The sequence below is a fragment of the Vibrio sp. 1151_11 genome (assembly GCF_029478525.1).
Taxonomy (GTDB): Bacteria; Pseudomonadota; Gammaproteobacteria; order Enterobacterales; family Vibrionaceae; genus Vibrio; species Vibrio anguillarum.
Genome location: NZ_SHMN01000084.1, coordinates 1 through 1,233, shown reverse-complemented (window position 1 = coordinate 1,233; position 1,233 = coordinate 1). Strand labels below are relative to the sequence as shown.

Annotated in this window: 2 protein-coding genes; one reads left to right on the top strand and one right to left on the bottom strand. The window is 44.4% G+C overall.

Annotated features, from left to right (window positions below):
- The first annotated feature begins 237 nt into the window (after positions 1-237).
- Positions 238-549: a LysR substrate-binding domain-containing protein gene (locus EXZ60_RS18860; RefSeq protein ID WP_277436157.1), complete on the top strand. Its 312-nt coding sequence runs from the start codon at positions 238-240 to the stop codon at positions 547-549.
- Positions 550-610: 61 nt separating this feature from the next.
- On the opposite strand, the gene EXZ60_RS18855 is transcribed toward EXZ60_RS18860, so the two are convergent.
- The coding region (locus EXZ60_RS18855) for a substrate binding domain-containing protein (RefSeq protein ID WP_277436156.1) at positions 611-1,233 on the bottom strand (623 nt) is incomplete at its 5' end.

The following is a 1,233-nucleotide window of genomic DNA, read 5'->3' as shown; positions in this document are numbered from 1 at the left end:
TTTCAAACAGGGTTTGCCATTCTTTGTTGGTGCGCCGTTTTGCCATTTCAGATCTCCTTGAGGTTGGAGATTTGATCTTAGGACGTACCGATATTGATTAGAATGTGGGGTTTATGATGCGCTTACAATAGAACAAGTATGGAGTTGGTTAAGACAACACTCTCTAGCCAATCAGTCTTTTGCGGATTACGAAGATATTGTCTCCAAAGTATGTAGGGCTTGGAATAGTTTTTTGAAATGCTCGACCAGAGTCAGACAGATGTGTTCGAGAAGGTGGATAGAGCTGACCAGTTAATTTTCCAGATTGGTATTACTGTCGATAATTTCGAACACGCTTATAGAGCCGTCGAGCAAGGTGTTGGCTTTTACCGCTTACCCAAACACATCGTTGGGTTCCGTCCAAATGACCGTATCACGGTGTTAGATATTGAGCACTCAAATCAGTATCAAATCGCACTACACCTTACTTTGCCAAAAGGAATTAAAAGCGGGCCTGCAGCCTTAGCGCTTTATCAAATCCTACTCGACAGCGCCGTGCATCGATTGTAAGTCCCTCTGCAGAGAGAAGTACAAACGCTCCATCGACCCAAGATTGAATCGAATATTTAAACTACAGCGTTTTATCTTCGAATACGCTACAAAAGCGCTCAATCAAGAACTCGAGAAACAAACGAACTCGTCTCGGCTGATACTTTCTACTTAGGTAAATTACATTCAAATCAGCCCCTACTGAAGAGGTCGATGCATTGAAGTTCTTCATGTAACCATTAAGCACCGTCACGAGGCGCTGCTGTTTGATGTCTTCTTGCACATCTAGAATCGATTTCAACGCAATACCAGCACCATCTAACGCCCATTGACGAATCACTTCACCATCGTCAGAAAAGCGCTTTGGCACGACAGTAATGACGTTGTGCTGATCTTCATCTTGAAAGTGCCATGTTTTCAATTCTTCATTGCTGCGGACCATGGCTAAACAATCGTGCTGAGCGAGATCTTGTGGCGTGATCGGTGTACCTTTCTTTGCTAAGTACTGAGGAGACGCGCAAAGCACTCGACGACTGGATGCCAGTTTGCGAAAGATAAGGTTGCTGTCGGCCAGCTCCCCGTATCGGATAACGATATCCAAGCCGGACTCGGCCAAGTTGGATAAGTTATCGTTCAAATATAGATAAGGGATCACATCGGGATAGAGCTGACTAAATTCCGACAGTATTGGCGAAATGTATTGCT

Coding starts and splice junctions, on each gene's coding strand:
- EXZ60_RS18860 (WP_277436157.1), top strand. CDS start 238: ATGCTCGACCAGAGTCAGACAGATGTGTTCGAGAAGGTGGATAGAGCT.